A 2,902-nucleotide genomic window follows, 5' to 3' on the forward strand; every position below is an offset into this window, starting at 1 on the left:
CCGTTGAGCGTCTCGGTGGTGCGGCTGATGCGCCCATGCTCGAAGGGGTTGCCTGGCGCATTGAGGTAGCTGAAGTGCGTGTAGTGCAGTTGCTGTTCGGTTTCATCATCAAGGTCGAGTTGCACCAGGGTTTCGCTCTCGCGGGTGACGAAGTCGGGCAGCCCGCTGTCTGCCAGGGCGGGCAGGGCCAGGTAGCGATAACGGCTGCACAGCACCGGTGCCGCCGTCGCGGCAGGCGCCGGCGTCACGGTCCTGGACTTCAAATGGCGCACAAAACCTTCAGGGTCCGGCGGGCAGCCGTCCTCGGCGCCGTCGGCCGGGTACCAGGTGCTGGTTTCCAGCACCCCATCGGGCTGGCGCTGGGTCAACAGGTTGCCATGCACGTCGAAAGTGGTTTCCACGGTCTCACTGCGTATGAGGGTCGGATCGTTGGCGAGGCGCCAGCGCGTGGTGACGGTGCGGGGGATCTGGCAGATGCTGGGCTGCTTGTCATAGGCCACGTTTTGCAGCAGGTGATAGGTGGTTTCGGTGCTGTAGACGGCATTGCCCTGGACGGTCGTCTGCAAGGTCTGCAAGTGGAACTGATTGAACGTGCGCTCGATGCGCCGTACCGGCTCGTCTTCGATGTAAAGGCTCTCGACGCTCTGGTACGCATAGTCGCCGATGTATTTGTAGAGATTGTCCAGTCCGTCGTCGGCCCAGGTAATGTTCAGGCCGGCCCCGAGAAAGTTGGTGTCGCCATGTGACAGCTGATAGCGGTAGCGCACATCCACCGGCGCCTGGCCCGAGCCCGGATCGAGCACATGGCGGGTCACCCGTGGCAACGCAGTGCGCCCGCTGCCTGAAGGGAAAGCATGCCCGGCATCGCCGTTGTCGCCATAGGACACCGATTCATGGGCGCCGGTCGGGGTCTGGACTTTGACGATACACAGGTGGTTACGGATCATCGCGTATTCGAAGCGCCAGGAGGCCTGGTTGTCAGTGGGCAATTCGATGCGCACGACATGGCGCGAATCTTCTTTGAACACCATGACAAAGCGCGCCAGCGGCTCGTCGCTGGCGTAGGGCTGCACGAGCAGGGCCACTTGCGAAGAGGTGTGTTCCACGCTCAGCAGGACGTGCCCGTCAGCGTCCTCGATGCTCTTGAGCATCGGGTGGCCGTCATGGGTGGTGTAGACGAGTTCGACCCAGTGCCCGGCCGGTGACTGGATCCTGGCGGGCACGTGCAAGCCGTTCTGGGCGCTGCCCTGCGGCTTGAGCCACTCAACCGTGCCGGATTTATGCACCACCCGGTAGGAGCACTCGGACGGGGTGTCCTTGAGATCATGCAGATGAAAACTGTCGAGTTTCTGTTCCTTCATCTGCAACCGGTCGTTGCTGCCACTGGTGCCGGTGACCTTGAAGGTTTCACCGGTGCTGAGCGCAATCACGTTATTGCGCGGGTTGTACTGCGTCAGCGCAAGCTCCCAGCCGGTGCCGAAACCCAGGTCCTGGGTGTTGAGCGGGTTGAAGGCCAGCGACAGCTTGACGTCCGGCCCGCGCAGGTTGTTGGCGGCCACGTCGGGCAGGTTGATCGACATCGTGTACTGGCCGGTTCGCGGGTCGACGCCGTTGTCGACAAAACCCACGAAGTTGAGCGCATTGGAGTGGACGGAATTTGACGTGCTCATCGGGTTGCACCTTCCTTGGAGCATAAGGGCCGAAGCCGGGGGGCTGGCGACCACCATACCGCTCTGGCACCGGCCTGAAACCTAGCGGATCTGTCAGTACAGGGCGTACAACTGCGGGCATCAGCCCCTTGAACGGCGGCCTGCGTACTCTCGTCGATAAGGAGAGCACCCTGAAGGAGAGTTTCTGGAATGCAAGGACACGGTTCCCGGCCCGACGTCTAAAGTCTGTTACCCCAGCCCCTGTAAGCGTCCTACGCTTGGCCACGAACTGTCTGGTTGGGCACCGCCTCTGCCGGACTTTCTGGAATGGCTGGATGTGCGGAACCTGTCGAACTTTCGGCTACTGATGACCTGCGACTCCCCGGCAGGGGTTCAGAAAGTGAATCGGAGATTGATGAGACGCTGGCTCGACGAACAATAGGTTTAGATACTGTTATACCGGCTGAGGAACGTTCCGAAGCAAACAGTCCTTTTACCGAAGATTTTGTGCCTTGGACTATATTTGAAAGCGCTGGCAGGCTGTTTTTGGTTGTTAGAGTTGATGCTTTCTTGGCCATGGAGACAATCAGATCGGTCAGAGTCAAGGGCGTCACGGCATAGTCGATGTACTCAAGCGTGTCTATCACTGTCCCTTGCTTTCCCGCCGTTCTGGCTGCCATCGTGGTACTCGATAACCCCAGAGAAACGCTTTGAGCACTGGCGTTTACGACAGCTGACACAGATCCTATCACCGGAGCTGAGACAACTCCGGCGGTAACGCCTGCAATAGCAGCCACGCCTGCTGTCTTGGCTCCTACGCTGAGGGTTGTCAACATAATGCCTGCCGTGCTGGCAGCCAGTTTTGCAACCGCACCTGTTGCACCTATCATTGCAGGAAAGGCTGCTCCCAAGGAGCCCACCACAGCTGCCACCGAAATGGCGACCATAACGGCACCCATGACAGCCATCAGCCAGGGAAAGCCTCCGCCTTTCGATTCTTCCGGCCCCACATCATCGTGGCGGATGCGCGTACGGCTACTGGTGCTCGAAGCGAAGTGGCCTGTGGGGTCGTGCAGGGCGATGGGGTTGCCCAGGCAGTAAGTGTAGGGGTTCAGGCCGCCGCTGCCGAACGGACTCAGGCTGTCGGGGCTGTGAAAGCGCATCAGTGCCGGGTCGTAGGCCCGGTAGCCCTTGCCCAGCAGGTACCAGCCCGTGGCGCTGTCGAGCATCTCGCCGTTGTAGCCGCTCAGGCT

The 2,902-nt window shown here is 60.6% G+C and carries 1 protein-coding gene and 1 pseudogene; both read right to left on the bottom strand.

The window, feature by feature from the left end:
- Nucleotides 1-1,670 (bottom strand): annotated as a pseudogene (locus DGA31_RS29310) (sugar-binding protein); the annotation flags it as partial.
- Between the two features lie 251 nt (nucleotides 1,671-1,921).
- Nucleotides 1,922-2,902 (bottom strand): RHS repeat-associated core domain-containing protein (locus tag DGA31_RS29315; protein ID WP_161959250.1); only part of this gene is annotated, 981 nt, incomplete at its 5' end.

It is taken from the genome of Pseudomonas ovata (genome assembly GCF_003131185.1).
In the GTDB taxonomy this organism is placed as follows: domain Bacteria; phylum Pseudomonadota; class Gammaproteobacteria; order Pseudomonadales; family Pseudomonadaceae; genus Aquipseudomonas; species Aquipseudomonas ovata.